Annotated in this window: 25 protein-coding genes and 1 riboswitch; of the genes, 10 read left to right on the top strand and 15 right to left on the bottom strand. The window is 74.8% G+C overall.

Annotated elements, in window-relative coordinates; translation table 11 throughout:
• Positions 1 to 481 precede the first annotated feature (481 nt).
• Genes ABT006_RS12470 through ABT006_RS12460 form a run of 3 tightly spaced genes read left to right on the top strand, consistent with a single transcriptional unit; the run spans position 482 to position 3495 of the window.
• Positions 482 to 1636 (top strand): nitric oxide synthase oxygenase, encoded by a 1155-nt coding sequence (locus ABT006_RS12470; RefSeq protein WP_350705663.1) that lies wholly within the window; start codon positions 482 to 484, stop codon positions 1634 to 1636.
• 3 nt (positions 1637 to 1639) lie between these two features.
• On the top strand, positions 1640 to 2869 hold the full coding sequence (locus ABT006_RS12465) for a globin domain-containing protein (RefSeq protein WP_350705661.1): 1230 nt from the start codon (positions 1640 to 1642) through the stop codon (positions 2867 to 2869).
• On the top strand, positions 2866 to 3495 hold the full coding sequence (locus ABT006_RS12460) for a hypothetical protein (protein WP_350705659.1): 630 nt from the start codon (positions 2866 to 2868) through the stop codon (positions 3493 to 3495). The genes ABT006_RS12465 and ABT006_RS12460 overlap by 4 nt, the downstream gene beginning before the upstream one ends.
• A gap of 112 nt (positions 3496 to 3607) precedes the next feature.
• Here the strand turns inward: ABT006_RS12460 and ABT006_RS12455 are convergent, their stop codons facing one another.
• The gene (locus ABT006_RS12455) at positions 3608 to 4267 is read right to left on the bottom strand and encodes an NAD(P)H-binding protein (RefSeq protein ID WP_350705657.1); all 660 of its coding nucleotides are present in this window, start codon (positions 4265 to 4267) and stop codon (positions 3608 to 3610) included.
• Positions 4268 to 4355: 88 nt separating this feature from the next.
• Between ABT006_RS12455 and ABT006_RS12450 the strand changes: the two genes are divergently transcribed.
• Positions 4356 to 5246 carry an NAD-dependent protein deacetylase gene (locus ABT006_RS12450; RefSeq protein WP_350705655.1) on the top strand — a complete coding sequence of 297 codons (891 nt, stop codon included), beginning with the start codon at positions 4356 to 4358 and terminating at the stop codon, positions 5244 to 5246.
• A gap of 9 nt (positions 5247 to 5255) precedes the next feature.
• On the opposite strand, the gene ABT006_RS12445 is transcribed toward ABT006_RS12450, so the two are convergent.
• A complete protein-coding gene (locus ABT006_RS12445) occupies positions 5256 to 5600 on the bottom strand; it encodes a YybH family protein (protein ID WP_350705653.1) in 345 nt (114 codons plus the stop codon).
• 91 nt (positions 5601 to 5691) lie between these two features.
• Positions 5692 to 5791: riboswitch (glycine riboswitch) on the top strand.
• A 74-nt stretch (positions 5792 to 5865) separates the two neighbouring features.
• Between ABT006_RS12445 and gcvP the strand changes: the two genes are divergently transcribed.
• Positions 5866 to 8688: an aminomethyl-transferring glycine dehydrogenase gene (gene gcvP / locus ABT006_RS12440; RefSeq protein ID WP_350705651.1), complete on the top strand. Its 2823-nt coding sequence runs from the start codon at positions 5866 to 5868 to the stop codon at positions 8686 to 8688.
• Positions 8689 to 8813: 125 nt separating this feature from the next.
• Here the strand turns inward: gcvP and ABT006_RS12435 are convergent, their stop codons facing one another.
• A complete protein-coding gene (locus tag ABT006_RS12435; RefSeq protein WP_350705649.1) occupies positions 8814 to 9014 on the bottom strand; it encodes a DUF5999 family protein in 201 nt (66 codons plus the stop codon).
• Between the two features lie 123 nt (positions 9015 to 9137).
• On the opposite strand from ABT006_RS12435, the gene ABT006_RS12430 reads away from it, so the two are divergent.
• Positions 9138 to 10334 carry a chorismate-binding protein gene (locus ABT006_RS12430; RefSeq protein ID WP_350705647.1) on the top strand — a complete coding sequence of 399 codons (1197 nt, stop codon included), beginning with the start codon at positions 9138 to 9140 and terminating at the stop codon, positions 10332 to 10334.
• A gap of 67 nt (positions 10335 to 10401) precedes the next feature.
• On the opposite strand, the gene pip is transcribed toward ABT006_RS12430, so the two are convergent.
• The gene (gene pip / locus ABT006_RS12425) at positions 10402 to 11361 is read right to left on the bottom strand and encodes a prolyl aminopeptidase (RefSeq protein WP_350705646.1); all 960 of its coding nucleotides are present in this window, start codon (positions 11359 to 11361) and stop codon (positions 10402 to 10404) included.
• A gap of 52 nt (positions 11362 to 11413) precedes the next feature.
• On the opposite strand from pip, the gene ABT006_RS12420 reads away from it, so the two are divergent.
• Positions 11414 to 11896 carry a MarR family winged helix-turn-helix transcriptional regulator gene (locus ABT006_RS12420; protein ID WP_350705644.1) on the top strand — a complete coding sequence of 161 codons (483 nt, stop codon included), beginning with the start codon at positions 11414 to 11416 and terminating at the stop codon, positions 11894 to 11896.
• A gap of 141 nt (positions 11897 to 12037) precedes the next feature.
• Here the strand turns inward: ABT006_RS12420 and ABT006_RS12415 are convergent, their stop codons facing one another.
• Genes ABT006_RS12415 through ABT006_RS12395 form a run of 5 tightly spaced genes read right to left on the bottom strand, consistent with a single transcriptional unit; the run spans position 12038 to position 17544 of the window.
• A complete protein-coding gene (locus tag ABT006_RS12415) occupies positions 12038 to 12859 on the bottom strand; it encodes an SWIM zinc finger family protein (RefSeq protein WP_350705643.1) in 822 nt (273 codons plus the stop codon).
• Positions 12856 to 15594 (bottom strand): SCO1167/SCO6262 family helicase, encoded by a 2739-nt coding sequence (locus tag ABT006_RS12410; protein WP_350705641.1) that lies wholly within the window; start codon positions 15592 to 15594, stop codon positions 12856 to 12858. Before ABT006_RS12410 ends, ABT006_RS12415 begins: the two co-directional genes overlap by 4 nt.
• Positions 15591 to 15752, bottom strand: coding sequence for a hypothetical protein (locus tag ABT006_RS12405; RefSeq protein ID WP_350705639.1), 162 nt, complete (start codon positions 15750 to 15752; stop codon positions 15591 to 15593). Before ABT006_RS12405 ends, ABT006_RS12410 begins: the two co-directional genes overlap by 4 nt.
• Positions 15749 to 16558, bottom strand: coding sequence for an ABC transporter permease (locus ABT006_RS12400; RefSeq protein WP_350705695.1), 810 nt, complete (start codon positions 16556 to 16558; stop codon positions 15749 to 15751). The genes ABT006_RS12405 and ABT006_RS12400 overlap by 4 nt, the downstream gene beginning before the upstream one ends.
• Positions 16559 to 16560: 2 nt before the next feature.
• Positions 16561 to 17544: an ATP-binding cassette domain-containing protein gene (locus tag ABT006_RS12395; RefSeq protein WP_350705637.1), complete on the bottom strand. Its 984-nt coding sequence runs from the start codon at positions 17542 to 17544 to the stop codon at positions 16561 to 16563.
• A 74-nt stretch (positions 17545 to 17618) separates the two neighbouring features.
• On the opposite strand from ABT006_RS12395, the gene ABT006_RS12390 reads away from it, so the two are divergent.
• The gene (locus ABT006_RS12390) at positions 17619 to 18407 is read left to right on the top strand and encodes a TetR/AcrR family transcriptional regulator (RefSeq protein ID WP_350705635.1); all 789 of its coding nucleotides are present in this window, start codon (positions 17619 to 17621) and stop codon (positions 18405 to 18407) included.
• Between the two features lie 10 nt (positions 18408 to 18417).
• Positions 18418 to 18927 carry a peptide deformylase gene (gene def / locus ABT006_RS12385; protein ID WP_350705633.1) on the top strand — a complete coding sequence of 170 codons (510 nt, stop codon included), beginning with the start codon at positions 18418 to 18420 and terminating at the stop codon, positions 18925 to 18927.
• A gap of 142 nt (positions 18928 to 19069) precedes the next feature.
• Here def and ABT006_RS12380 read toward each other — a convergent pair whose 3' ends face one another.
• The 3 genes from ABT006_RS12380 to ABT006_RS12370 all read right to left on the bottom strand — a co-directional run bounded on the left by ABT006_RS12380 (position 19070) and on the right by ABT006_RS12370 (position 22118).
• Positions 19070 to 20650, bottom strand: coding sequence for a VWA domain-containing protein (locus ABT006_RS12380; protein ID WP_350705631.1), 1581 nt, complete (start codon positions 20648 to 20650; stop codon positions 19070 to 19072).
• 266 nt (positions 20651 to 20916) lie between these two features.
• Positions 20917 to 21693, bottom strand: a complete 777-nt coding sequence (locus ABT006_RS12375) for a GNAT family N-acetyltransferase (RefSeq protein ID WP_350705629.1) — start codon at positions 21691 to 21693, stop codon at positions 20917 to 20919.
• A gap of 68 nt (positions 21694 to 21761) precedes the next feature.
• The gene (locus ABT006_RS12370) at positions 21762 to 22118 is read right to left on the bottom strand and encodes a winged helix-turn-helix transcriptional regulator (RefSeq protein WP_350705627.1); all 357 of its coding nucleotides are present in this window, start codon (positions 22116 to 22118) and stop codon (positions 21762 to 21764) included.
• A gap of 100 nt (positions 22119 to 22218) precedes the next feature.
• Here ABT006_RS12370 and ABT006_RS12365 point away from each other — a divergent pair, with 100 nt between their 5' ends.
• Complete coding sequence (locus ABT006_RS12365; protein WP_350705625.1) at positions 22219 to 22830, top strand: malonic semialdehyde reductase; 612 nt, start codon at positions 22219 to 22221, stop codon at positions 22828 to 22830.
• A gap of 131 nt (positions 22831 to 22961) precedes the next feature.
• On the opposite strand, the gene ABT006_RS12360 is transcribed toward ABT006_RS12365, so the two are convergent.
• From ABT006_RS12360 to ABT006_RS12350, 3 genes are all read right to left on the bottom strand, one after another.
• Entirely contained in the window at positions 22962 to 23738 is a 777-nt protein-coding gene (locus ABT006_RS12360; RefSeq protein ID WP_350705623.1) for a sulfite exporter TauE/SafE family protein, read from the bottom strand.
• A gap of 107 nt (positions 23739 to 23845) precedes the next feature.
• Positions 23846 to 24994 (bottom strand): macrolide family glycosyltransferase, encoded by a 1149-nt coding sequence (locus tag ABT006_RS12355; RefSeq protein ID WP_502890925.1) that lies wholly within the window; start codon positions 24992 to 24994, stop codon positions 23846 to 23848.
• Positions 24995 to 25497: 503 nt separating this feature from the next.
• Positions 25498 to 26232, bottom strand: coding sequence for an alpha/beta hydrolase (locus ABT006_RS12350; RefSeq protein WP_350705619.1), 735 nt, complete (start codon positions 26230 to 26232; stop codon positions 25498 to 25500).
• Positions 26233 to 26472 lie beyond the last annotated feature (240 nt).

The raw sequence follows: 26472 nt of genomic DNA, 5'->3' as shown, positions 1-26472 counted from the left end.
GCGGCCCCCGCGGGCGGGGCCCCGTCGCTCCCCCCGCGGCCCGCCCGGCCCCCCCCCACCCCCGCGCGCCGCAACCCGAACCGCCGTGCCAACGCCCACCGCCGGGCCGCCGGGCGACGCAGGGCAAGCGCATGCGTGGGGATGTCCAGAGTGGCGTGCTTGCGGGGGCAAACGTCGATTGTGGACGTTTTCGGCGTGAGTCGGGCTGTTGACAGTCTTTGCGTGGCCGGGAATCCTATGTGCGGCGCGCGGCTTGCCGCGCGCATGTCACTGTCCGTGACATGCGCGCCGGCGGGTCGGTGAACCGTGCCGGGGGACGACGCAGAAGGCGACGACCGCGCCTGCCCGACGATCGGATTTGAACAAAGTGCAGACTGACTATCATGCCGCCGCGGTGTTGGTGGATGCCAGCGGGCGTGTCGTGGACGGCGAGGGGTCGGGCTGCCCGGTGGCGCATGCTCCCCGGCCGCAGGCGCCTGCGATGGAGGACGTGGCGGCAGAGGCCGTGGAGTTCCTGCGTCTCTACCACGCGGAGCGGCGGCTGCCGGACGTGGCCGTGCGGATCGCGGAGGTGCGGGAGGAGATCGCGCTGACCGGCACGTACCGGCACACCTCCGAGGAACTGGCGTACGGGGCGAAGGTGGCGTGGCGGCAGTCGGTGCGCTGTGTGGGGCGCGTGCGGTGGGCCGGGTTGAAGGTCCGGGACCGGCGTGACGTGACGACGGCGGCGGGGATCGCGCAGGAGTTGGCGCAGCACCTTTCGGTGGCTGACAACGGTGGGCGGATCCAGTCGGTGATGACGGTGTTCGCGCCGGACCGGCCCGGGGTGGGTCCGCGGGCGCGGATCTGGAACGACCAGTTGATCCGCTACTGCGGTCATCGGATGGACGACGGGTCGGTGCTGGGTGATCCGGCGCAGGTGGCGATGACGGACGCGGCACGGCGTCTGGGGTGGCGTCCGCCGGCGGTGCCGGGACGGTTCGACCTGCTGCCGTGGGTGATCGAGACGGCGTACGAGGATCCGACGCTGGTGGAGGTGCCGCGGGACCTCGTCCGCGAGGTTGCCCTGACGCATCCGGCGTACCCGTGGTTCGAGGAGTTGAGGCTGCGCTGGCACGCCCTGCCGGTGATCAGCAACATGCGCCTGCGGGTCGGTGGGGTGGACTACAGCTGTGCCCCGTTCAACGGGCACTACCTGAGTGACGAGATCGGCACCCGGAACATGGGTGACCGGGACCGGTATGACCAGTTGCTGCCGGTGGCGCGGGGGTTGGGGTTGGACACCTCGCGGGAGGACACCCTGTGGCGGGAGCACGCCGTGTTGGTGATCAACCAGGCGGTGTTGCACTCGTTCCGGGAGGCGGGGGTGCGGGTGTCCGATCCGCACACCGAGTCGGAGCTGTTCATGAAGTTCTGCGCACAGGAGGAGCGGGCGGGCCGGCCGGTGCACGGTGACTGGTCGTGGCTCAACGGCAGTGTGGGGTGGGCGGCGTTGCACGCGGTGCACCACCGCTACTACGACACCCGGGTGCCGGATCCGAACCTGTGGCAGGGTGACCGCGCGTACGGGGCGTCGGGCGTGGTGGGGCTGACCCTGCGGGAGCGTCACGACGCCGCCCGCCGGCAGGAGGGCTGAGGCATGGACGTCGCGGCGTTACGTCAGAGTTGGGCGCAGTTCTGCGTGGCCGGTCCGGAGGCGGCGAAGTACTTCTACGCCACGTTGTTCGTGATCGCGCCCGAGGCCCGCACGATGTTCCCGACGAACATGCAGTACCAGCAGGACAAGTTGCTCTCGGCCTTGGGGCACATCATCACCCACGTCGACGACGAGCGGGAGTTGACGGCGTTCGCGCAGCGGTTGGGGGCCGACCACCGGCGGTTCCGCGGCGAGGACCAACAGGGTCGGCCGGTGCCGTTGGCGGAGTGGCACTACATCTGGGTCGGGCAGGCGTTGCTGGCGACGCTGGAACGCTTCCTCGGGCCACGGTGGACGCCGGCCCTGCGTGCGGAGTGGGCCGCGGCGTACGAGTTGGTGGCGCGGTTGATGCTGACGGGGGCGGCGGAGGCGGAGCGGACGTCGCCGCCGTACTGGGAGGCGGAGGTGCAGTGGGTGCAGCGGCGCCGGGCCGACGTGTGCGTGTTCACGGTCCGCCCGAACTACCTGTGCGACTACCTGCCGGGGCAGTCGCTGCCGGTGCAGGTGCCGCAGTTGCGGATGTGGCGGTACCTGTCGCCGGCGAACGCGCCGCGCGCCGACGGGACGATCGAGTTCCACGTCCGGGCGGCGGGTCGCTTCTCCACGCATCTGGTGCGGAAGCTGCGCGAGGGCGACCAGTTGTTGTTGGGGTTGCCGGTGGGGGTGGCGTTGTCGTCGTACGACCGGTCGCAGTTGCCGTTGCTGCTGGTGGCGGGCGGCACCGGGTTGGCGCCGTTGCGGGCGGTGGCGGAGGCGTTGCAGCAGGGGCCGGGGCGTGCGACGACGCTGGTGGTGGGCGGTAAGACTCCCGACGACCTGTACGACGACCGGGCGTTGCGGGAGTTGGCGGCGACGCCGCCGGCGGGGGCGTGGCGCTCCGGTGCGGGCGGCGGCTGGTTGCGGTACGTGCCGACGGTGGAGAGCGGCTGGCAGTGGCAGGGTGAGGTGGGCACGGCCGGTCAGACCGCGGTGCGGTTGGGTCCGTGGCGGGACACCGACGTGCTGGTCTGCGGCAGTCCGGAGATGACCCGGGAGACGATCACCGCCCTGACGGTGTCCGGTGTGCCGCCGGAGAGGATCCTGGTGGAGAGTTACGACCAGTCTCTTTATCCCCCTCTCGCGAGTGCGGCGGCCGCCGCGCCGCGCGACTTCAGTTGGACAGGTGTTCGATGAGCATCGATAGTGGCGACCGGGTCTCCGCCGCCCCGACCGGCGAGCTGACCCGGGCGTTGGGCGCGCTGGAGGCCCGCCGTTTCCGGGGCAGCCAGTGGCTGTCCGCCGACGAGGTCGCCGGCCTGGCCCGGTCGGTCGACGAGCGGATGGCGTTGCTCGACGGTGAGGTGGATCGGCTGCGGCGGGAGAACGACGGGCTGGTGCGGCAGGTGGAGATGCTGCGTCACGGCGCGCTGCCGAGCACCGCCCCGCAGGGCCCGGACCCGGTGGTGGTCGAGTTGGCGGTGCGGGCGCAGGACGAGGCGAACCGGACGATCAGCGAGGCCAGCACGGAGGGCGCGGAGATCATCGCCGACGCCCGGCGACAGGCCGACGAGATCCTCGCCGAGGCGCACCGCCGGGCGGGGTCTCTGTTCCCTCAGGGGGAGCCTCGGGGTGAGGACCTGCGGCGGCAGGTGCGGGAGCTGGAGGGCCGGCATGCGGCGCTGGTGGCGGCGGTGACGACGGCGCAGCAGCAGCTGAGCCAGTGGCAGGAGCACCTGTCGGCGCAGTCGGAGCAGTTGCGGGCCGACGCCTACGCGGCCGGGGCGGCCAGTGCGCGGCTGCGGGCGGTGCTCGACGGCTGACCCCGTGGGACGCCCGGGGCGGGCGGAGTGCGCCCGCGCCGGGCGGGGGTGCCGGACGGGGCGTGGTGGGCGCCGTCCGGTTCCGGTGCGCCGGCGGGGACGTTGCGGCCGGTCAGCCGGCGGCGACGGAGGCGACGGAGTCGGCGATCGGGGTTTCCCCGCCGACCAGCTCCAGGATCTGCCCGGCGGTGCGGGGCTCGTAGAGCAGGGCGAGCAGCACGCGGGCGACGTCGGCGCGGGTGACCGCGCCCGGAGGCACGTGCCGGGCCAGGGCGATCCGTCCGCTGGGTGGGTCGTCGGTGAGCCGGCCGGGTCGCAGCACGGTCCAGTCGAGGTCGCGGCCGGTCAGGTCGTCCTCGGCGGCTTTCTTCGCCCGCAGGTACGCCGCGAACACCTCGTCGGTGCCGGCGGGCGGCTCGCCGTCCACGCCCATCGAGGAGACCAGCAGGTAGCGGCGGACGCCGGCGCGTTCGGCGGCGTCGGCGAGCAGCACGGCGGCGGCCCGGTCGACGGTGTCCTTGCGGGCGGCGCCGCTGCCGGGGCCGGCGCCGGCGGCGAAGACCACCGCGTCGGCGCCGGCGAGGTGGCCGGCGAGGTCGGCGACGCCGACGTGTTCGAGGTCGGCGACGACGGGGTGGGCGCCGGCGGCGGTCAGCGCGGCGGCGTGGTCGGGGTTACGGATCAGGCCGACGGCGGTGTCGCCGCGTCCGGCGAGTTCCCGGTGGGTCAGTTTGGCGATCTTGCCGTGGCCTCCGGCGATGACGACGCGCATATCTGCCAACCTAGTCGCCGCTGCGGCACGCCGCGGCGGGGTCGCGGGGTGTTCGCCGGGGCGCGGGTCGCTGAGGCAGCATGGACGGGTGACGGAGACGATCGACGCGCTGGCCGGCCTGGTGGCGGGCGGTGGTGTCGTGGTGTTGAGCGGGGCGGGCCTGTCGACCGAGTCGGGCATCCCGGACTACCGGGGGCCCAGTGGGGCGGCCCGTCGGCACACCCCGATGACCTATCAGGTGTTCACCCGCGACGCGCAGGCGCGGCGGCGCTACTGGGCGCGCAGCCACCTGGGGTGGCGGGTGATCGCGCGGGCGGCCCCGAACGACGGGCACCGGGCGGTGGCCCGGTTGCAGCGCGGCGGCCTGGTCGACGGGGTGATCACACAGAACGTCGACGGGTTGCACACGGCGGCGGGCAGCCCGCGGGTGGTGGAGTTGCACGGTCGTCTCGACGAGGTGGTGTGCCTGGGGTGCGGCAACCAGACGTCCCGGGAGGAGTTGGACCGGCGGCTGCGGGAGGCGAACCCGGGGTTCGACGCGCGGGTCTCGGCGGTCAACCCGGACGGTGACGTGGATCTCGCCGACGACGAGGTGGCGGAGTTCCGGACGGTCGACTGCACGTTCTGCGGTACCGGGGTGCTCAAGCCCGACGTGGTGTTCTTCGGCGAGACGGTGCCGGCGCCGCGGGTGGCCCGCTGTTTCGACATGGTGCAGCGGGCCCGGCTGCTGCTGGTGCTGGGGTCGTCGTTGACGGTGATGTCGGGTCGCCGGTTCGTGTTGCGGGCGGCGAAGCTGGGCATCCCGGTGGTGATCGTCAACCAGGGGCCGACGCGGGGCGACGGGTATGCGGCGTTGACCCTCGACGCGCCGCTGGGCCGGTTGCTGCCGGCGCTGGCCGACCGGACGGTGGGGGCGCCGGCGGGCGGTGACGTCGGCGCGGGCGTGGTGCCGACGGGCCTGACCGGCGCCGGCCGGTAGCCGCCGGGGTCAGCCGGCGGCGCGGGGCTGGTCGATGACCCACCGCCACGTGCCGTCGGGCTGGCGGCGGGCCACCTCGACGGTGACGCTGCCGTCGTCGAGCCGGGTGGAGGTCAACGCCAGGTCACCGGCGCGCAGGGTGGGTCGCGCCTCGCCGGGGACGAAGGTGGGCCGGTCGGCGAGCAGCCGGGTGAACGCGGCGCGGATGGCCCGCGTGCCGGTGGCCGGGCCGGCGGGGGTGTCCAGGACCCCGTCGGGCTCGTAGAGGGCGACCAGGCCGTCGACGTCGCCGGCGTTGGCGCGGGCGACGAAGAACCGGCCGAGGTCCTCCGGGTGGGTCGCGGGCTCGGGCATCAGAACACACCTCCACAGCTCACCGTGATCATGCCGCGGGGGTACGACATCCACCGGCCGACCGGGCGCTGGTAGCGTTGACCATGCCGGTACCACCCACGTGGGAGAGACCGCCCAGAAAGCACCTCGGGCGGCGCCGAAGGGGCAAATCCTCCCCGGAACCTCTCAGGCAAAAGGACCTCGTGGGCAGGCACTGTGGAGCGCTGTGCGGGCGTGACAGAGGGGGAGGCCGACCTGTCGACCTCGCCTCAGGGGAGCGCCACCCATGACCGCAGAGCAGTTCGCCGCCCGCCACATCGGCCCGGATCCGGCCGACGAGCGCCGGATGCTGGAGGCCGTCGGCTACGGCTCGATCGAAGAGCTGATGGACGCGGCGATCCCCGAGGTGATCCGCTGGCACGGCACCCTGGACCTGCCGGAGCCGGCCACCGAGCACGACGCGCTCGCCGAGCTGCGGGCCCTCGCCGCCCGCAACACCGTGGCCGTTTCCATGATCGGCCTGGGCTACCACGGCACGCACACCCCGGCGGTGATCCGCCGCAACGTGCTGGAGAACCCGGCCTGGTACACGGCGTACACGCCGTACCAGCCGGAGATCAGCCAGGGCCGGCTGGAGGCGCTGCTGAACTTCCAGACGATGGTCACGGACCTGACGGGGCTGGCCACCGCGAACGCGTCGATGCTCGACGAGGGCACCGCGGCGGCGGAGGCGATGACCCTCGCCCGCCGCGCGTCGAAGTGCAAGAGCCCGGTGTACGTCGTCGACGCCGACACCCTGCCGCAGACCATCGCGGTGATCACCAGCCGGGCCGAGCCGCTCGGCATCGACGTGCGGGTGCTCGACGTCGAGCGCGAGGAGCTGCCGGCGGAGTTCTTCGGTCTGCACCTGCAGTACCCGGGGGCGTCCGGGGCGGTGCGCGACCAGGCGGGCCTGGTCGAGGCGGCGCACGCGGCCGGCGCGCTGGTCACCGTGGCGGCGGACCTGCTGGCCCTGACGCTGCTGCGCCCGCCGGGGGAGATCGGCGTCGACATCGCCGCCGGCACCACCCAGCGGTTCGGCGTGCCGATGGGCTTCGGTGGGCCGCACGCCGGCTACCTGGCCGTGCGGGCGGGCCTCGAGCGGATGCTGCCCGGCCGCCTCGTGGGGGTGTCCCGCGACGCGGACGGCAACCCGGCGTACCGGCTGGCGTTGCAGACCCGCGAGCAGCACATCCGGCGGGAGAAGGCGACCAGCAACATCTGCACCGCCCAGGTGCTCCTCGCCGTGATGGCCGGCATGTACGCCGTGTACCACGGCCCCGACGGGCTGCGCGCGATCGCGGAGCGCACCCACTTCTGGGCGGCGCGGTTGGCGGGCGCGCTGCGCACCGGCGGGGTCGAGGTCACCGACGTCGCGTTCTTCGACACGGTCACCGCGGTCGTGCCAGGGCGGGCCGCCCAGGTCGTGGCGGCGGCCGCGCAGCGGGGGGTCAACCTGCGGCTGGTCGACGCGGACCGGGTGGGGATCTCCTGCGACGAGACCACCACCCACGCGCACCTGGACGCGGTGTGCGACGCGTTCGGGGTGCCGCGTGCCCACGGGGAGACCGACTCGCGGCTGCCCGAGGCGCTGGCCCGTACGTCGGACTTCCTCACCCACCCGGTGTTCCGCAGCCACCACTCCGAGACGGCGATGCTGCGTTACCTGCGGCGCCTGTCGGACTTCGACTACGCCCTGGACCGGGGGATGATCCCGCTCGGGTCGTGCACGATGAAGCTCAACGCCACCACCGAGATGGAGCCGGTGACGTGGCCGGAGTTCGCGCACGTGCACCCGTTCGCGCCGCAGGCGCAGACGGCCGGCTACCGGGAGATGATCGCCCAGCTGGAGGCGTGGCTGGCGGAGGTGACCGGCTACGACGCGGTCAGCGTGCAGCCCAACGCCGGCTCGCAGGGTGAGCTGGCGGGTCTGCTGGCCATCCGGGCGTACCACCGCGACCGTGGCGAGGGGCACCGGGACGTGTGCCTGATCCCGTCGTCGGCGCACGGCACGAACGCGGCCAGCGCGGTGATGGCCGGGATGCGGGTCGTCGTGGTGGGCTGCGACGACGGCGGCAACGTCGACCTGGTCGACCTCGACGCGAAGATCGACAAGCATCGCGACGCCCTCGCCGCGATCATGGTGACGTACCCGTCGACGCACGGGGTGTACGAGACGGGCATCGCGTCGCTGTGCGCGAAGGTCCACGACGCCGGCGGTCAGGTGTACGTCGACGGGGCGAACCTCAACGCGTTGGTCGGGTTCGCCAAGCCGGGCCGGTTCGGGGCGGACGTGTCGCACCTGAACCTGCACAAGACGTTCTGCATCCCGCACGGCGGCGGTGGTCCCGGGGTGGGGCCGGTGGCGGTGCGGGCGCACCTGGCGCCGTTCCTGCCGGGCGACCCGCTGGGCGCGCACGTCGACGGCCGGCCCGCGATCTCGGCGGCGCGGTACGGGTCGGCGGGGATCCTGCCGATCCCGTGGGCGTACCTGCGGATGATGGGCGCGGCGGGGCTGGCCCGGGCGACCGGGGTGGCGGTGCTGGCGGCGAACTACGTGGCGGCGCGGCTGCGCGGGCACTTCCCGGTGCTGTACGCCGGCAACAAGGGCCTGGTGGCGCACGAGTGCATCCTCGACCTTCGACCGCTGACGAAGGCGACCGGGGTGAGCGTGGACGACGTCGCGAAGCGGCTGATCGACTACGGGTTCCACGCGCCGACGATGTCGTTCCCGGTGGCGGGGACGCTGATGGTGGAGCCGACCGAGAGCGAGGACCTGGCCGAGCTGGACCGGTTCTGCGACGCGATGATCGCCATCCGGGCGGAGATCGACAAGGTGGGTGTCGGGGAGTGGCCGGCGGGCGACAATCCCCTGGCGAACGCGCCGCACACGGCGGCGATGGTGGCCGGGGACGAGTGGCCGCACGCGTACCCGCGGTCGGTGGGGGCGTACCCGGCCGGGGTGGACCGGGCCGGGAAGTACTGGCCGCCGGTGCGGCGCATCGACGGCGCGTACGGCGACCGGAACCTGGTGTGTTCCTGCCCGTCACCGGAAGCGTTCGAGAGCTGAGGTCGCGGCGCGCCGGGGCGGTCGAGGTGCCGCCCCGGCGGATGCGCCGACCTGGGCCGCGGCGGTCCCGACCGGGGGACTAGCCTGGGTCGACGCCACAAGACTGCGTGACGGAGAGTGACGGGTCAGGCGGCGAGGGCGTGTCGGGCCGGGCCGCGGTGCGGGGCGATGGTCCTGCCGTCGGGGAGTAGTTCGCCGGTGTCCTCGAAGACGATGACACCGTTGCAGAGCAGGCTCCAGCCCTGCTCAGGGAAGCAGGCGAGGACGCGGGCGGCTTCCCGGTCGGTCGCGTCGGCGGAGGGGCAGGTGGGTTGGTGCTGGCACATCGGGATCTCCGGACTGTGGGGGCACTGTGTCATGGTTCACATGACCAGTGACGCACAGTACCAAGCGAAAGTGGACGGCATCGAGCAGGTATGCGCGTCGTTTCCGGGAAATCCACTGAACGGATGAGGGAGAATAGGCCGGACGGCGTGGAAACGCTTTCACGGGCAGGGGTCGATGTGCCGGCGGCGCCGGTCGCCTGCCGCCGTACGCTCGTCGAGCGGGCCCGCTGGCAGTGGCGGCCCGCCGACGGCGGCGACCCGGCCGCGCTGGCGCAGGAGTTCCTGGCCGCGCACGGCCTGCCGCTGCACGACCTGGCGCGCCCCGCCGCCGGCCACGACCCCGCCGGCGTCTGCGGGGCCGCCCTCTACGTCTCCGCCGCCGCCGGCGCGGGCCTGGCCGGCGGGCCGCCCGGCGCCGCCAACCCCGCCCCCGCGCTGCCGGAGGTCGCCGTGGTCGTCTACGGCCACGGCCCGCCCGCCCCGCCGGTCGCCGCGGCGCCCGCCGCCGGCTGGTGGCTGGGCGGCTGGGCGGAGAGCTGGACCCCGCGGCAGCACGCCGAGGCGGTGACCGCGGTCCGCGCCGCCATCGGCCGGGGCGACGTCTACCAGGTCAACCTCGTCGGGCACGCCGCCGCCCGGTACGCCGGCGACCCGCTGCCCGCCCTGGGCCGGCTCGCGGCGCTGCCCGGTGCCCGCTACGGCGGCACCCTCACCGGGGCGGGCTGGGCGATCGGCTGCGCGAGCCCGGAAACCCTCGTCGAGCTGACCGGCGGGCGGCTGGTCACCCGACCGATCAAGGGCACCCGGCCCGCCACCGCCATCGGTCGCGCCGAGCTGCTCGCCTCGGCCAAGGAACGCGCCGAGCACGTGATGATCGTCGACCTGGAGCGCAACGACCTGGCGCGGGTCGCCCGCACCGGCAGCGTGCGGGTCGACGAGCTGTTCGCCGTACGCCGCTGGTGCGACCTGTGGCAGGCCGAGTCCACGGTGTCGGCGGCGGTCGCCGACGGGCTCGGCCTGGCCGACCTGCTGCGGGCGGTCTGCCCGGGCGGCTCGGTCACCGGCGCCCCGAAGCTCGCCGCGCTGGACCGCGTCGCCGCCCTCGAACCGGTTGGGCGCGGCGCGAGCATGGGCGCCCTCGGCTGGGTCGCCCCCGGGCGGATCGACCTGGGGTTGACCATCCGCACCGCCGCCGTCGACGCCGACCGCGTGCACGTCTGGGCGGGCGGGGGCATCACCTGGGGCAGCGACCCCGACGCCGAGGTCGCCGAGGCCGCCGCCAAGACCCGTCCCGTCCGCGCCGCGCTCGCCGGCGGCTGACCGCCGCCCGCCGACTGGCCCCGCGCCGGCCCGGAGGTCTCCTGAGCTGACCGGCGGGGCGGGGGTGTCAGCGGCGGTCGGCGAAGCCGTCCAGCGCCGCCACGACCCGCTCCGCCATGCCGTTCCCGCTGCCGTGCCCGGCACGCTCCAGCAGCTCCAGGCGCGCGTCCGGCCAGGACTGGGCCAGCAGCCACGGGATGTCCGGCGGGCTGCTGATGTCGAGTCGGCCGTGCAGGAGCACCCCGGGGATGCCGGCCAGCCGCCCCACCTCGCGCAGCACCTGCTCGTCGGGCAGGAAGCAGTCGTGCCGCCAGTAGTGGGTGACCAGCCGGGCGAACACCATCCGGAACACCGGGTCGGCGTAGCGGGGGTCGGGCCGGTGACCGGGGGCGGTGGCGACGTGGCTGTCCTCCCAGGCGCACCAGTCCCGGGCGGCCCGGTCGCGTACCGCCGGGTCGGGGTCGGCGAGCAGCCGGGCGTACGCGTCGGCCAGGTCGCCGTCACGGTCGGCCGGCGGCACGCCGTCGCGGAACCGGGCCCACTCGGCAGGGAAGACCCGCCCCATGTCCCGGGTGATCCAGTCGATCTCCCGGCGGGTGCCGGCGGTGACGCTGAACAGCACCAGCTCGCTGACCCGCTCCGGGTGCCGCTGGGCGTACGCCAGACCGAGGCAGGAACCCCAGGACGCGCCCAGCACCAGCCAGCGGTCCACCCCGACGTGCTCGCGCAGCCGTTCGACATCGGCGATCAGGTGGTCGGTGGTGTTGGTGGACAGGTCCACGGCGGGGTCGGCGGCGTGCGGGAGGCTGCGTCCGCAGCCGCGCTGGTCGAACAGGGTCACCCGGTAGCGGGCCGGGTCGAAGAAGGTCCGCCAGCTGGGCGAGCAGCCGGAGCCGGGCCCGCCGTGCAGCACCACCGCGGGCTTGCCGTCGGGGTTGCCGCAGGTTTCCCAGTACACGAGCTGGCCGTCGCCGACGTCGAGCATCCCGTGCGCGTACGGCTCCGTCAGGGCATACCGCTGCGTCATCGCCTGTCCTCCCTCGTCCCACCAGATACAACAGCGCTGTTACATTAGCGGGGTGACTGACGTACCGGACCGGGAGGCCGTGGGGACGCTGCTGCGGCACGTCCTCGAGGTGCTCGACGCAGACGTGGCGGCGGTGTACGCCGAGCGGGGCCTGGCCGACTACCGGCCCCGGTTCTCGCCGCCGCTGCGGGTGCTGGTGGCCGACGGGCCGCTGCCCATCCGCGACCTGGCCCGCCGGGTGGGGGTCACCCACTCGGCGGCCAGCCAGACCGTGGCCCAGATGGCCCGCGCCGGCCTGGTGGAGCTGACCCCGGGCGCGGACGCCCGGCAGCGCATCGTGCACCTGACCGACCGGGCCCGCGAGCTGCTGCCGTTGATCGAGGCGGAGTGGGCGGCGACGACCGCGGCGATGCGGGAACTGGACGCCGAGCTGCCCGTGCCGCTGGCCGACCTGCTGCACGAGGTCCTCGCCGCGGTGCGCCGGCGGCCCATGCGCCAGCGCATCGCCGACGCGGGCCTGCCGCCGCCGGCCTGACAGCCGCCCCGCCCGCACCGGCGCGCCGCACGACAGGCACCCCCGGTCCGCCCGCTCGCCGCACGTCCGCGACGCCCCGCCGGCGGGCACGTTGCCCGCCGGCATCGTCCGCGAGGCCCGCCGGCGGCGCCGACCGGGCGGTCAGGCCTGCCGCAGCAGTGCCGCCGCCCGCTCGGCGGCCGCCGCCACCAATTGGCGCAGCGCGTCGACGTCGACGTCCGGGCCGGGCGGCAGCAACGGCAGCGTCGGCGCGTCCGCCGGCCCTGGTGGCGGCGGCAGGGGCGGCGTCGGGCGGGCGTACGCCTCGACGGCCGCCGTCCCCGCCGCGTCGGGACGCCCGGCGGGTGGCTCCGGCGCGACACGGGCCTGACCGGGTGACCCGGACGGCGGCGTCGACTCCGGCCGCGGCACGCTGCCGCCCGGGGCCGGCGCGGCGGCGAGCAGCTGCCGGGCGTCGCGGCCCCGGATCAGCAGCAGCAGGGCGGGGTCGGCGTCCAGCAGCCAGGACACCTGGTGGCACAGCGCGGCGGCGTGCCGGCACGGGTGGTTCCACTCCGGGCAGTCGCACTCCGGGGTGACCTCGCCCAGCGCGGGCAGCAGCCGCACCCCGGCGAGGTCCGCCAGGTCGCGGGGCAGCTGCCCCGCCAGCAGCGCCGCCTGGTGCCCGGCCCGGGCGGCCACCTCGCCGGCCAGCAGGTCCCAGTCGTCCCCGGTCAGCGGCGCGACGCGTACCCGGGTGGCGTAGGCCTGCTCGGTGTCGCCGTCGTGCACGGCGGCGGCGAGCCGGCCGGGGCTGACGGTGATCGGGCCGACGTGCCCGGCGGCGGCCAGCCGGCGCCCGGCGCGCAGCGGCCCGGCGTCGAGGGCGTCGGCCTCCCACGCCCGGTTCCACGCCGCACCCCACCACGTGCGGGGGCGGCGGGCCCGGCCGGGCGGGAACGCGGTGAAACCGCGCGGGGTCATCGGTCGCCGCCGAGGGTCACGAGTTCGGCCAGCTCGGTGTCGCTGAGCGCGGCCAGGGCCGCCGGTCCGGCGTCGAGGACGGCCTCGGCGAGATCCCGCTTCCCGGCGAGCAGCGCGGCGATGCGGTCCTCGACGGTGCCCTCGGCGATGAGCCGGTGCACCTGCACGGGCCGGGTCTGCCCGATCCGGTACGCCCGGTCGGTGGCCTGGTCCTCCACGGCCGGGTTCCACCAGCGGTCGTAGTGCACGACGTGGTCGGCGCGGGTGAGGTTCAGGCCGGTGCCGGCGGCGCGCAGCGACAGCAGGAACACCGGGGCCTCGCCGGCGTCGAAGCGGCGGACCAGGTCGTCGCGGGTGGCGACGGGCAGCCCGCCGTGCAGCAGCAGCGCGCCGACGCCCCGGTCGGTCAGGTGCCGGTGCAGCAGTCGGGCCATCGCCACGTACTGGGTGAACACGAGCACCGCGGAGCCTGCGGGCAGGATCGTGTCGAGCAGCTCGTCGAGCAGCTCGAGCTTGCCGGAGCGGCCGGCCAGCGGCGGCGCGCTCTGGCGCAGGTACTGGGCGGGGTGGTTGCAGATCTGCTTGAGCGCGGTGAGCAGCTTGACCACCAGTCCGTGCCGGGCGAAGCCGTCGGTGCCGGCGATCAGGTCGAGCAGTTCGGCGATGCACGCCTGGTAGAGGGCGGCCTGTTCGGCGGTGAGCGCGACGGGCTGGTCGGTCTCGGTCTTGCCGGGCAGCTCCGGGGCGATGCCGGGGTCGCTCTTGCGGCGGCGCAGCAGGAACGGCCCGACCAGCCGGGCCAGGTCCCGTCCGGCGTCGGGGTCGCGGTCGGTCTGCACCGGCTTGACCCAGCGGGCGCGGAACTCGGTGAGGGTGCCGAGCAGCCCGGGGGTGGTCCAGTCCAGGATCGCCCACAGGTCGGTGAGGTCGTTCTCCACGGGGGTGCCGGTCAGGGCGACCCGGGCGGCGGCGGGGATCGCGCGCAGCGCCGTCGCGGTCTCCGAGTGGGGGTTCTTCACGTGCTGTGCCTCGTCGGCGACGAGCAGCGGCCACCGCCGGGCGGCCAGCCGGGTCGCGTCGCGGCGCAGGGTGGCCCAGGTGGTGAGGACGAACCCGCCGGCGAGGTCGTCGAGGTGGCGGTCGGGGCCGTGGAAGCGGCGTACGGGGGTGTCGGGGGCGAAGCGCCGGATCTCCCGTTCCCAGTTGCCGAGCAGCGACGCGGGACACAGCACCAGGGTCGGGCCGGCGGTGGCGGGGTCGGCCTGCCGGTGCAGGTGCAGGGCGATGAGGGTGACGGTCTTGCCCAGCCCCATGTCGTCGGCGAGGCAGCCGCCGAGGCCGAGCGCGGTCAGCCGGGCCAGCCAGCGCAGCCCGTGCCGCTGGTAGTCGCGCAGGGTCGCGGCCAGCCCGGGCGGTGCGGGCACCGGGGGAGCGGTCCCGCCGTCGGCGAGCCGCCGCGCGGCGTCGGCCAGCCAGCCCTCGGTGGTCACGTCGACGCGTTCGCCGTCGACGTGTGTGGCACCGGTCAGCGCGGCGCGCAGCGCGGGCATCGCAGCCAGCGTCCCGGCGTGCGGGTCGCGGGCGCGGCGGGCCAGCTCCGGGGGCACCAGCACCCACCGCTCGCGCAGCCGCACCACCGGCCGGTGCGCGTCGGCGAGCCGGGCCAGCTCGGCCGGGGTGAGCGGCGCGCCGTGCAGGCTCAGCCGCCAGTGCAGCGCCAGGTCGCCGGGCGCGGCGAGCAGCCCGGTCCCGGCGGCGCGGCGGGCCGGGGCGCGCAGCACGGCCGAGGCGGTGAGGTCGCGGTCGAGCCCCGCCGGCCAGTGCACGTCGATCCCGTCGCCGGCGAGGCGGGCGGCCGCGCCGGTGGCCAGGTCGACGACGTGGGCGTCGGTCAGCGCCACCGCGTCGGGCACGGCCGTGTCCAGCAGCCCGGCCAGGGGCGGCCACACCCGCGCGGCGTGTCGCAGGGCCAGCAGCGCGGCGTCGCGGGCGCCGGCCGGGAACCCGGGGACCGTGGCGTGCCACAGCGCGGCGGCGTCGGTGAGCAGCCCCGGCGCTGCGGCGCGGTGCACCTGCGCCACGAGCCGCCACGGCTCGTCGGGGGTGTCGTCGTGTTCCAGGCGCAGCGACAGCCGTACCGCCGCGTCGGCGTGGGCGGCGACCCGGGCGGCCCAGTCGCGCAGCCGCCCGACGGGTGTGGGTGTCGGCGTGGCCCACGCCCCGGTGGCGCCGTCGGCGCGGGGCAGGGTGTCGGCGACGGCGTCGAGGAAGTCACGGAGCAGCCGTGCCGGGTCGGGCAGCCAGGCGGGGGTGCGTCCGGGCACCGGCACCGCGCGCGCGGTGGCGGGCATCGCGGCGGCGAGCCGCGCCTGCCGGGCCTCGTCGTCGGCGGTGAGCGGCCCGACGCGCCAGGTGTCGTGCCCGGCGGGGGTCACCGCGGGCAGCAGCAGGCCGTGGGCGGCCAGGTGCAGGGCCTCCCGGGTGGCGGCGGCCCAGAACGCGGCCGCCGGGTCCGTGGCCGGCGCGGCGAGCAGCAGCGGTACGCCGGCCGCCAGCGACGCCCGTCGGGCGAGCACCGGGGTGGGGTGGCCGTGCGGGGGCGCCGCCAGGGTCACCTGGGCGGGTTCGCCGATCCCGTCGGGCGGTGGGCCGCCGTCGGGCGACCAGACGAGCAGCGCCCCGGCGCGGGGCGGGTCGGCGGGGGTGAACGTGACGGCGTGGGAGCCGATCGTCACGGGCGTCCTTCCGGGTGCAGGTCGGTGGTCAGGTCCTCGGCGCGGTGCTGGCCGTCGCGGACCGGACCGCGTTCGGCGGGGGCGAGGGGCACCGCCGTGGCGGCGTCCAGGGCCTCACGCGTCTGGTCGGAGTGGATCGGGATGGTCCGTCCGGTCACCGGCTGAGCCTGCGGTAGCGGCGCACCGCGAGGGGCAGGAACACGGCGATCAGCAGCAGCGGCCAGGCGACGGCGAGGGCGACGGCGTGTTGCGCGGCGAAGGACTCGCCGCCCCAGCCGGGGTTGCCGAACAGCTCCCGGCAGGCCGCGACGGTCGCGGACAGCGGGTTCCACTGCGCGACCGCCGCCAGCGGGCCGGGCATGGTGTCGGGGGCGACGAACGCGTTGGAGGTGAACCCGACGGGCCAGACCAGGATCTGCAGCACCACGACCGACTCGGGTCGGCGCAGCACCAGCGCCAGGTGGATGCCGACCCAGATCAGGGCGAAGCGCAGCAGCAGGAGCAGCCCGACGGCGGCCAGGGCCGCGGCGGGGCCGGCGTGCCACTGCCAGCCGACGGCGAGGCCGCAGGCCAGCATGACGGCCAGGCCGGCGGCGGAGTGCAGCAGGTCGGCGGCGGCCCGGCCGGTGACCACCGCCGAGGGCGCCATCGGCAGGGACCGGAACCGGTCGGTGACGCCGCGGGCGGTGTCGGTGGCCACGGCCGCGTACGTCGACTCGATGCCGAAGGCCATCGTCATGGCGAACATGCCGGGCAGCAGGAACTCCCGGTAGTCGCCGCCGCCGGGCACGCTCATCGCGCCGCCGAAGAGGTAGCCGAACATCAGCACCAGCAGCACGGGGAACAGCAGCCCGACGATCGCCTGCGCGGGTTGCCGGACCCAGTGCGCCAGCGCGCGGCCGGTGAGGGTGACGCCGTCGGCGACGGCCCAGCGCAGGCGGTGCGGCAGCGGGTGGACGGTCACGGTCACGCGGTCACCTTCTTCTCGGCGGGGCGGGCGGCGGGGGAGTCCTCGCCGGTGAGCTTCAGGAACACTTCGTCGAGGGTGGGGCGGCGCACCGCGATGTCGACGGCGGTCAGGCCGGCGTCGTCGAGCGCCCGCAGCACGGCGGCCAGCGCGGCGACTCGCCCGGCGACGGGCACGCTGACCCGCAGGGCCGCCGGGTCGACGTGCGGCCGCGCCGCGACGGCGGCACCGACGGCCCGCGCCGCCCGGTCCAGTTCGTCGGCGCGGGACAGCACCACGTCGACCCGGTCGCCGCCGAGCGCGGCCTTCAGCTCGTCGGGGGTGCCGTCGGCGATCACCCGGCCGGCGTCGACGACCCGGACGCTGTCGGCGAGCTGGTCGGCCTCCTCCAGGTACTGGGTGGTCAGCAGCACGGTGGTGCCGTCGGCGACGAGGCCCCGCACGGCGTCCCACACCTGCGCCCGGGCGCGCGGGTCGAGGCCGGTGGTGGGTTCGTCGAGGAACAGCACCGGCGGGTCGAGGACCAGGCTCGCCGCGAGGTCGAGGCGGCGGCGCATCCCGCCGGAGTACGTGCCGGCGGGCCGGTCGGCGGCGTCGGTCAGGTCGAAGCGGGCGAGCAGCTCCGCGGCCCGGACGCGGGCCCGCGCGCCACCGACGTGGTGCAGCCGGCCGAAGAGCACCAGGTTCTGCCGGCCGCTGAGCACCTCGTCGACGGCGGCGTGCTGACCGACCAGCCCGATGCGGGCGCGCACCCGGTCCGGGTGTCGCCGCACGTCGGCGCCGGCCACCCGGGCGGTGCCGGCGTCGGGCCGCAGCAGGGTGGTCAGCACCCGCACCGCGGTGGTCTTGCCCGCGCCGTTGCGCCCGAGCAGGCCGCAGACCGTGCCGGCGGGCACCGTCAGGTCGAGGCCGGCGAGGGCCTCGGTGTCGCCGTAGCGCTTGCGTAGTCCCTCGGCCTCGATGGCCGGTCCGTCCCGGTGCATCCGTGCCCCCGTCCGCTCGTTCCGTACGCCGTACCGTACACGATACGGTACGGCGCACGGTAGAGTTCCGGGGCATGACGACCGAGTACAGCGGCACCGGCGACCCCGCGCGCAGCCTCGCCCTGCTCTGGCGCACCCGCGAACGCGCCAGCCGCAAGGGCCGGCCCGACCTGTCCGTGGACCGGATCGTCCGCGCCGCCATCGAGGTCGCCGACGCCGACGGGCTGGCCGCCCTGTCCATGCGCCGGGTCGCCGAGCGCCTCGGCGTCGGCACCATGAGCCTCTACACGTACGTCCCCGGCAAGGGCGAACTGATCGACGTCATGCTCGACACCGTCTACGGCGAGACCGCCCGCCCCGACGACGTGCCCGGCGGCTGGCGCGGCCGCCTCGCACACATCGCCCGCGAGACCTGGGCGCTCTACCTGCGTCACCCCTGGCTGCTGCAGGTCGCCACCACCCGCCCCCCGCTCGGCCCCAACGTCATCGCCCGCTACGAGTACGAGTTGCGCGCCGTCGACGGCATCGGCCTGACCGACCTGGAGATGGACGCCGTCGTCACCCTCGTCTCCGGGTACGTCCACGGGGCCGTGCGCAGCGCCGTGGAGGCCGCCCAGGCCGCCGCGCACACCGGCATGACCGAGGAACAGTGGTGGCAGGCCCACGCCCCCTACCTGGAGAAGGCCCTCGACCCGCGCCGCTACCCCCTCGCGGCGCGGGTCGGCAGCGCCGCCGGTCAGGAGTACCAGGCCGCGAGCGACCCCGCCCGCGCGTTCGAGTTCGGCCTGGCCCGCATCCTCGACGGCGTCGAGGTGCTCGTGGCCGCCCGCCCGGGTGCCGCCGCCGCGGGCGACGACGGATAACCTTGCCGGCATGACGATGCGGCCCATCAGGATCATCGGCGACCCCGTGCTGCGCACCCCGAGCGAGCCGGTGACCAGCTTCGACGCCGAACTACGCGCCCTGGTCACCGACCTGATGGACACCCTGCTCGGCGCCCCTGGCCGCGCCGGCGTCGCCGCGCCCCAGATCGGCGTCAACGCGCAGGTGTTCGTCTACGACGCCGACGGCCACCGCGGCCACCTGGTCAACCCGACGCTGGAGCTGTCGGAGGAGTTGCAGGACGACGACGAGGGCTGCCTGTCCGTCCCCGGGCTCTACTTCCCGACCCCCCGGGCGATGCACGCCACCGCCCACGGCTTCGACCAGCACGGCGAGCCGCTGACGATCTCCGGTAGCGGGTTCCTCGCCCGGGCCCTGCAGCACGAGACCGACCACCTGGCCGGCCGCCTGTACGTCGACACGCTGCGCGGGGACACCCGCCGCCGGGCGCTGCGCGAGATGCGCGCCGGCCGCTTCGACTCGCCCAGCCGCCGCGGCTGAACCGCGCAGGCGCGTCGACACACCGGGCGCGGGCGCCTGCGACCCGCGCGGCTCAGGCGCGTACGCGAACGGCCGCCGGACCCCGACGGGGCCCGGCGGCCGGGACGTCACCCGCGGGGCACGACCCCGCGCGCGGCGGCCGTCACTTCGGCGGGGGAGCCACCAGGCACACCGCCGGCGCCGAGGCGTTGCCCGCGTCGTCCACGCCGACGATCAGCGCGTCGCCGCGCAACGTCACCTTGAAGTCGATGTCGCCGGTGCCGTCCTTCACCCGCGACTGCGCACCCGGCGCCTGCACCAGCTTGATCTTCGTGCCGGCCGGGAACGGCCCGAACCGCACGCTCGGGTCCGCCGCGTCACCGATGAACACCTGCACGGCCGTGTCCACCACGTCCGTCGACGTCAGCTCGTAGAACCCGTCCGGGTTGTAGGAGCCGGGGATGTTGCCACCGCTCGGGTTGTTCGTCGGCACGCACGCCGTCGCCGGCGCGGTGGTGTCCACCACCCGCATCACGGCGGTGTCGCTGCCGGTGTTGCCGGCCGCGTCGGTGGCCGTGCACGTCACCGCCGTCGCGCCGAGCGGGAACGTCGAGCCGGGCGGCGGCACGCAGGCCGGGGTCAGCGGACCGTCGACGTTGTCGGTCGCCGACGCCGGATAGTCGATCACCGCGCCGGCCGGGCTGGTCGCCTCCACCGTCCGGTCGTCGACGACCACGGTCGGCGGGGTGACGTCGTTGACCCGCACGCGGATCTGCTGCGTGAACGCCGGCCCGCCGGAGAGGCCGTTGAGCAGGAAGTCCACCGTGCAGGTCAGCTCGGCGCCCTGCGCGGCGTCCGCCGCCACCGTGATCGTCTCGGCGAACGGCACGTCGGTGCCCGACTGCTGCGTCCGCGACGCCGCGTCGAAGCCCACCGACAGGCCCGCGTCGCACGACGTCACCGTCGGGGTGACCGTGACGTCCAGGTCCCGCAGGCCCGCCAGGATCGCGGCGGTCACCGTGTCGGGGGAGCTGCCCACCAACTGCCCGCCGGTGGCCGACACCACCGCCGTGGCCTGCCCGGTCGCGTCCAGGCCACCACCGCCACCGCTGACGTTCACCGCCAGCAGCCGCGCCTCGTCGGCCTGCAACGCCGCCGTCGCCTGCGCCAGGGTGCGCCCGTTGCTCGGGTCGTGGCTCGGCGCGTCACCCACCAGCACCACGATCCGGCTGCTGCCCGACCGGTAGGCGATCGCCCCGTCGGACACCTCGACCAGCGCGTTCACCCACGCCTCCGGGGTGTCCCCGCCGCCGCCGGCGGCCAGCCCGTTCACCGCGTTCTGCAGGGCCGTCGCGTCGTCGGTCATGTTCTGCCGCACCTGGAACAGCTCCGCGCCGTCCCCGGTGTCCCGGTAGGAGGCCACCGCGAACTGCGCCGACGGCTGCGCCGCGCGCACGTCGGTGATGACCTGCTGCAGGTTGGTCCGTACGTTGGCGATCGCCCCGCCCATGCTGCCGGTCGTGTCGACCAGCAGCACCACGTCGGGCTTCGGCGGAATCGGCGGGGTGGACACCACCTTGCTGACGCCGATCGACGTGCCGGGGTCGGCGTCGCGGTCCACGAGGGCCGGGTTCACCCCGGGCGCCGCCACCGCGGGTGTCGCCAGCGCGGTCACCACCGCCGTCACGCCGGCGAGCAGGCTCACCGTCCGTGTTCGCCGCCAGGGCACTGCTGCTGTTGCCATGCGTTGCTCCTTCAGCTCCGCCGCGCGACGCACGCGCGACCTCTGCCGGGAGACGCTAGGGCCGGGGCGGGCCCCCGCCGGTCCGACACCAGCAGCGTCCAGCGTCGGGTTCCCGACCCCCCTGGACGGCCGTACATGCAGGTGGAAAGGTTTTCACGTCGGCCCTCGGCCGGTTGTCCGGGCCACGTCGCCGGACGGTCGCACCGCCGCGCCGGCCGGGCGCGAGCGCCGGGCCGTGCGGCCCGTGGTGACCGGACGACCGGCCGTCACCGCCCGCGCGCGGTCAACGCGTACTCGCCGTAGTCGGCGACGCGGGTGAAGCCCAGGCGCTCGTAGAGCCGCACGGCCGGCCCGTTGTCCGCCTTCACGTTGAGCGTGACGTGCGTGACGGTGGTCAGCAGCCGCCCGCACAGCGCGGCCACCGCCGCCGCGGCCAGCCCGCGCCCCCGGGCCCGGGGATGGGTGGTCACGTTGCCCAACGCCGCCACCCGGTACGCCGGCGAGAACACGTGCACCCCGGCGACGGCCACCACCTCGCCGCCCTCGCGGATGCCCACGTACTGGCCGGTGTCCAGCATCCGCGGGTCGAACCAGTTGCCCGGGTAGGCGTCCGCGTACAGCCGGTGCAGCGCCGGCAGGTCCGCGGCGTCCAGCACCACCCCGGCGGGCGGGGTCGCGGCCAGCCGGGCCGGGTCGGTCAGCGCCATCTTGTGGTGCGGGCCGGCCGGCTCCATCCGGTACGCCCCGGCCAGCGCCGGCTCCAGGCCCGGGGACAGGTGCGCCCACAGCCGGGCCGGCAGCACCGGCGCCAGCTCCCGCAGCAGCGCCGCCAGCTCCGCGACCCGCGGCGGCGCCGCGAACGCCAGCAGGGTGGGCGGGTCGGCCCCGTGGTACAGCAAGGCCACCTCCTCGCCCCGGCGGAACCAGGAGGTGTGCGGCCAGAAGAAGTCGTCCAGGTCGCCCAGCTGGTAGGCGTGCAGCACCGGGTCGCGTTCCAGCAGCCCGGCGAGGACGGCCCGGTCGTGTTCGGCGCGTACCGGCATCCGCTGATGATCACACATCCGCTCGGGCGGCCCCCGGCCGGTGCGCCCCGTGGGCGCGGTGGCGCGGGTCAGCAGCCCGTGGAAGGCGCGGCGGGGAGGTTCTCGTCCGCCCAGCGGGCCAGCGCGTCGAGGGCCGGCACCAGCGCGGCGCCCCGCTCGGTCAGCTCGTAGCTCACCCCCAGCGGCGGGCCCTGCCGCACCGTCCGGCTGACCAGCCCGACCCGGACCAGCTCGCCCAGCCGGTCGGACAGGACGGACTCGCTGATCCCGGGCAGGGCGCGCCCCAGCTCGGCGAACCCGGCCGGGCCGTCGGCGAGGGTGCCCAGCAGCATGCCGTTCCACCGCTTGCCGAGGAACGCGAAGGCCCGGGTGATGCCCCCGTGGCACGCCCGACGCGCGCCGTCGACCTCCCGTTCGACCGTCATGGTCCCAGGATACGGCGGGGACCGACAGACCGGGGGACTACTAAAAAGCTAGCTGCTACTGTCGTCGTAGCCAATCAGTCCGTTGCCTGGAGATGCCCCGATGACCGACGTCTTTTCGCCCCTGATCACCCTGGACCCCGAGGCCCAGGCACAGCTGTTCACCGACGCCCGGACCGCCAACGCCTTCACCGACGAACCCGTCACCGACGAGCAGCTCCAGGCGATCTTCGAACTCGCCAAGTTCCCGCCCACCGCCGTCAACGCCCAGCCCCTGCGCATCCTCTTCGTCGGCCCGGGCGAGGCCCGCACGCGCCTGGTCGCCCACATGAGCGAGGGCAACCAGGCCAAGACCAGCACCGCGCCCATGGTCGCCGTGCTCGCCGCCGACACCGACTTCCACGAGTTCATCCCGCAGGTGTTCCCGATCCGACCGCAGCTGCGCGACGACCTCGCCGGCAACCTCGAGGCCCGCGAGCAGATGGCCCGCTTCAACGCCACCCTGCAGATCGGCTACTTCCTGCTCGCCGTCCGCGCCGCCGGCCTCGCCGCCGGCCCCATGGGCGGATTCGACGCCGCCGGCGTCGACCGGGAGTTCTTCACCGACTCCACCTGGAAGAGCCTGCTCGTGGTCAACATCGGCCGGCCCGCCGAGAACGCCTGGTTCCCGCGCCTGCCCCGCCTCGGCTACACCGACGTCGTCCGGCACGCCTGACACCACCCACCGGCGCCGAGGCCGGCCGTCGCGCCCCGGAGAAGCGGCCAGTCCGCGGAAACCGGCACCGGGGCCGGCCTCGCACCCCGGGAGAGCGCTGGCGAAGCGGCTGCGACGGTGGCGGGCGACGGTCAGGTCGACGCCACCCACTGGTCGTAGCCGAGCTTGCCCACCAGCGCCAGCACCACCACCAACAACACGATCCGCACGAAGCCGGAGCCGCGCCGCAGCGCCATCCGCGCCCCGAGCGCGGCTCCGGCGATGTTGCACACCGCCATCGCCGCACCCAGCAGCCACCACACGTGCCCGGTCGCCGCGAACACCACCAACGCCCCCAGGTTCGTGCCCGCGTTCACGATCTTCGCCATCGCCGAACCGTGCACGAAGTCCGCACCCACCAACGCGGTGAACGCCAACACCAGGAACGTCCCCGTGCCCGGCCCGATCAACCCGTCGTACAGGGCGATCCCCACACCCGCCACCGCGACCACCGTGACCACCCGCCACCGCGTCCGCCGCTCCGGCTGCGCCACCACCCCCAACCGGGGCCGCAGCACCACGAACACCGCCACCGACACCAGCACCGCCAACACCACCGGCCGGTACGCCGACGCCGGCACCGCCCCCGCCAGAGCCGCACCCAACCCGGCGCAACACACCGCCAACCCCGCCGACGGCCCCGCCACCGCCCAGTCGATCTTCGTACGCCGCGCGTACGTCACCGCCGCCGTCGTCGTACCCGCGATCGCCGCCAGCTTGTTCGTCCCCAACGCCGACGCCACCGGCATCCCCGGCGCCGCCACCAACAACGCCGGCAACAGCAACAGCCCCCCACCCCCCACCACGGCATCGACCCAACCGGCCATGGCGGCCGCAGCGAGCAGGGTGGTCAGCGACAGGGGGTCCACGGGCCGCCATTCTTCCCACCGCCGCCCGCCCCACGAGACCCCTTGTGGCCAGCCTCACCAGCAGTCACGGCACAAAGAGCCCGAGCCCCGGCCGGGACGGGCAAGGCTCAGGCCAGCAGGTTCTCGATGAGGTCGGCGGCGCGCGAGGTGCCACCCTCGGCCCGCGCGCCGACGCGGAGCAGCGCCGAACGGCGGGCGACCTGCGCGTCGGTGACCAGGTCGTGCAGGGCCGCCCGCAGGGTCTCGGCGGTGGCTTCGGGGGTGTCGATACGGCGGGCCACGCCCAGTTCCACGAGCCGGTCGGCGTTCATGAACTGGTCGACGGCCTGCGGCACGGCGATCATGGGAACGCCCGCCAGTAGTCCTTCCCCGCAGCCGCCCATGCCAGCGTGGGTGACGAACGCGTCCGCCTGCTCCAGGATCGCCCGCTGCGGAACCCAGGAGTGCACCTCGACGTTCGGCGGGATGTCGCCGAGTTCCCGCGGGTCGGTGTACCGGCCGATCTGGAGGACGACGTGCCAGCCGGGCAGGTTGCCGTAGGCCGCCAGGCACTGGCGGTAGAACTCCGGCTGACGGGTGTACGCCGAACCCAGGGAGATCAACAGCACGTGCTCCGCGTCCGCCGGACGGGTCCAGCCGTCCGCGCCCGCACGTGCGTCGAAGCAGGGCCCGACGAAGGTCACCCTGTCGGTGTCGACCCGGTCGCCGTGTGGCTGCATCGCCCGGGTGATCAGCGCAAGGACCCGCGGGGGGCGACCGGAGAAGGCGTCCACGTCGGTGGTGCACGCCCCGCAGTCGGCGAGCCACCGGGCGAACTTCGCCCGGTACGCGTCGGCGCCCGGCATCTGCCGCAGGTGCGCCACGACGTCCTGTTCGTAGCCGTCCCAGGCCACGAACGTCGGAGACAGCTGCAGGACGGGCCGGTCCTGCGATTCGGCGAGGGCGCGCGCGGCGTAGGCGCCGATGTCGTACAGGTACAGGTCCGCCGGGTCGGGATCGTAGGCGGCGCGCAACTGGGGGAGTGCCCGGATGGCGTCGTCCAGGAAGAGCCCCATCGCGGCGATGGGGTCGTCGGGCCAGTCGTTGTCGGCGACCGGCAGTTCGGACGTGCAGGGGACGAGTTCGGCGCCGGTGGCCGCGACCAGGTCGGCCACCGCCGGGTCGTTGGCGTAGGTCACGCGGTGGCCGCGGGCCACCAGCTCGCGGACGACCTCAAGGCTTGGCAGGACATGGCTGACGGCGGGGATGCCGACCATCGCGATGTGGGCGCGGCGACGGGACACGGAAGACACGGAAGCTCACTCATTTCAGCTCTACGGCGAAGGGGACACCGCAAGCCAGCGCACCGCCGCCCACCGAGAAGGCACGGTCGGAGGGGGCGCACATGGACATGCGGGAGGGAAGCCGGGGCGCTGCCCCGACCGTGTCAGCCGTAGATCTGATGGAAGTACATGCCCGCGACTCTAGCCACGCCCAGGCTTCCGGGCACCACATTTTGCCGCCGACAGCCCCCCAAACACCTTGATGTCGGGGTACTCCTTGGAGTACGGAAGTACCTACAGCTGATCTTGCAGAGGTCAAGCCGGTCACCAAGGGCAGAACTCCGCCCCGACCGGCCGGTACCGCCGCGATCGGGGCGGTAGTGCATCCGCTGGCCACCGTCATCGAGGAGGGCCGGGGCCCGTCCTCGATGAGCGGCGTGCTGGCCGGCGTCGCCTACCGCCTGCTGCTGGCCTGGCGACGGGGCCCCGGCCCGCGCCTAGCGCAGATGCCGGGCGAAGAACGCGGCCGCGTCCTCCCCTGCGAACTGCGGGACACCGGTGTGTCCGCCCATGTTGGCGTGCAGCGTTTTCTCCCTGGAGCCGAAGGCGTCGAACAGGTCCAGGGCCGCCTGCCGGTCGTTGCCTTCGTCATCCCACTGCAGCAGGACATGCAGCGGAATGGTGACCTGTCGGGCCTCCTCGAACATGGTGCGAGGCACGAAACTCCCGGCGAAGAAGCCGGCGGCCACGATGCGCGGCTCGGCCACCGCAAGCCGGATGCCGACCGAGATCACTCCCCCCGAGTACCCGACCGGGCCGCCGATCTCGGGCAGCGACAGGAGGGCATCCAGGGCGGCCTGCGATTCCGGGACCGCCTTGTCGACGAGCGGGAGGATGAGGGCGTCGATGATCTCGTCGCTGACCGGCTCGCCGGCCTCCAGAGCTCGGCGCAGGTCGGCGCGGGCCTGCTCGGCGGCAGCCCAACGGGGCCGGGCACCGCTGCCGGGGAGCTCGATGGTGGCCGCGGCGAAGCCATCCGCCGCGGCGCGCCGGGCCCGCGCCACCAGGCGGGGGTACATCCTCTGCAGTCCGAGCGGGGGGTGGCCGAGCAGGATCAGCGGGACCGGTGCGGACGCGGATGTGGGCGTCCACAGGATGCCGGGGATCTCGCCGAGGGTGAACTCACGTTCGAGGACGCCGTCATCGAGGCGCTGTTCGGAAGTGAATCGCATGGTCGTGCCTTTCGGGAGTGCTCGTGAACGGCGCTCCCGGACGACCTATCGCCCGACCGTGACCCCAGAGGGGAGCACCCATGTCGAAACGTTCACGGGTACCACCTCCTCGGTCTCTCGCACGGCCTCCGGAAACTAGCAGCGCCGCCGCTATCCACCAAACGTATTTCTGTGCAGGCTCCGTGGCCGGATGCCACGGACAGGCCGCATGCGGTTACGGTGCGATTGGAGACGTCCCAC

This window comes from Micromonospora sp. NPDC002717 (genome assembly GCF_040295705.1).
Taxonomy (GTDB): domain Bacteria; phylum Actinomycetota; class Actinomycetes; order Mycobacteriales; family Micromonosporaceae; genus Micromonospora.
This window is presented reverse-complemented; position numbering and strand designations above follow the sequence as displayed.

Excerpts from the sequence above, each read along its gene's own strand:
- gcvP (WP_350705651.1), top strand. The coding sequence starts at position 5,866 with ATGACCGCAGAGCAGTTCGCCGCCCGCCACATCGGCCCGGATCCGGCC.
- ABT006_RS12470 (WP_350705663.1), top strand. The coding sequence starts at position 482 with ATGGAGGACGTGGCGGCAGAGGCCGTGGAGTTCCTGCGTCTCTACCAC.
- ABT006_RS12445 (WP_350705653.1), bottom strand. The coding sequence starts at position 5,600 with ATGCCCGAGCCCGCGACCCACCCGGAGGACCTCGGCCGGTTCTTCGTC.
- ABT006_RS12460 (WP_350705659.1), top strand. The coding sequence starts at position 2,866 with ATGAGCATCGATAGTGGCGACCGGGTCTCCGCCGCCCCGACCGGCGAG.
- ABT006_RS12455 (WP_350705657.1), bottom strand. The coding sequence starts at position 4,267 with ATGCGCGTCGTCATCGCCGGAGGCCACGGCAAGATCGCCAAACTGACC.
- ABT006_RS12390 (WP_350705635.1), top strand. The coding sequence starts at position 17,619 with ATGACGACCGAGTACAGCGGCACCGGCGACCCCGCGCGCAGCCTCGCC.
- ABT006_RS12415 (WP_350705643.1), bottom strand. The coding sequence starts at position 12,859 with ATGACCCCGCGCGGTTTCACCGCGTTCCCGCCCGGCCGGGCCCGCCGC.
- ABT006_RS12365 (WP_350705625.1), top strand. The coding sequence starts at position 22,219 with ATGACCGACGTCTTTTCGCCCCTGATCACCCTGGACCCCGAGGCCCAG.
- pip (WP_350705646.1), bottom strand. The coding sequence starts at position 11,361 with ATGACGCAGCGGTATGCCCTGACGGAGCCGTACGCGCACGGGATGCTC.
- ABT006_RS12430 (WP_350705647.1), top strand. The coding sequence starts at position 9,138 with ATGAGGGAGAATAGGCCGGACGGCGTGGAAACGCTTTCACGGGCAGGG.
- def (WP_350705633.1), top strand. The coding sequence starts at position 18,418 with ATGACGATGCGGCCCATCAGGATCATCGGCGACCCCGTGCTGCGCACC.
- ABT006_RS12435 (WP_350705649.1), bottom strand. The coding sequence starts at position 9,014 with ATGTGCCAGCACCAACCCACCTGCCCCTCCGCCGACGCGACCGACCGG.
- ABT006_RS12375 (WP_350705629.1), bottom strand. The coding sequence starts at position 21,693 with ATGCCGGTACGCGCCGAACACGACCGGGCCGTCCTCGCCGGGCTGCTG.
- ABT006_RS12350 (WP_350705619.1), bottom strand. The coding sequence starts at position 26,232 with ATGCGATTCACTTCCGAACAGCGCCTCGATGACGGCGTCCTCGAACGT.
- ABT006_RS12370 (WP_350705627.1), bottom strand. The coding sequence starts at position 22,118 with ATGACGGTCGAACGGGAGGTCGACGGCGCGCGTCGGGCGTGCCACGGG.
- ABT006_RS12395 (WP_350705637.1), bottom strand. The coding sequence starts at position 17,544 with ATGCACCGGGACGGACCGGCCATCGAGGCCGAGGGACTACGCAAGCGC.
- ABT006_RS12380 (WP_350705631.1), bottom strand. The coding sequence starts at position 20,650 with ATGGCAACAGCAGCAGTGCCCTGGCGGCGAACACGGACGGTGAGCCTG.
- ABT006_RS12355 (WP_502890925.1), bottom strand. The coding sequence starts at position 24,994 with ATGGTCGGCATCCCCGCCGTCAGCCATGTCCTGCCAAGCCTTGAGGTC.
- ABT006_RS12465 (WP_350705661.1), top strand. The coding sequence starts at position 1,640 with ATGGACGTCGCGGCGTTACGTCAGAGTTGGGCGCAGTTCTGCGTGGCC.